At 63.5% G+C, this 400-nt stretch carries 1 protein-coding gene; it reads right to left on the bottom strand.

Annotated features, from left to right (window positions below; all coding sequences use genetic code 11):
• Positions 1-400 (bottom strand): glycosyltransferase family A protein (locus EN935_RS40415; RefSeq protein ID WP_164771949.1); only part of this gene is annotated, 400 nt, incomplete at both ends.

The raw sequence follows: 400 nt of genomic DNA, 5'->3' as shown, positions 1-400 counted from the left end.
GCTCGAAATCCTCATCGAACTGGCCCATCCGGTCGACAAGCCCCCTTTTGAACAGGGCGGTGCCCAGCGAAATTCCACGAAGTGTCATCGTGCGGCTGTCGGCTGTCGGCTCCAGCCGCTCGTCGTCGATCCGGTCGGCCAGCGTCATCAGCGAATAGGTCAGCTCGAGGCCGAAATTGGCTTTGAAGCGCGCGAGATCCGTCTTGAACCGCCCGGCCAGCGAGATGTCGTCAGAATCCAGAAACGACACGAACGCGGCGTCCGGCGGCAGTTGCCGCAGCCCGGCATTGCGCGCCTTGGCGACGCCCATGTTGGATTGCTGGAACAGGCGGATGCAGGGGGTCTCGCGCATCATCGAACGAACGGCCTCCGCCGAGCCGTCGGTCGAACCGTCATCGAT

It is taken from the genome of Mesorhizobium sp. M7D.F.Ca.US.004.03.1.1 (genome assembly GCF_003998635.1).
Taxonomy (GTDB): Bacteria; Pseudomonadota; Alphaproteobacteria; order Rhizobiales; family Rhizobiaceae; genus Mesorhizobium; species Mesorhizobium loti.
The sequence above is the reverse complement of the archived record's forward strand: the minus strand, read 5'-3'. Positions and strand labels throughout refer to the sequence as shown.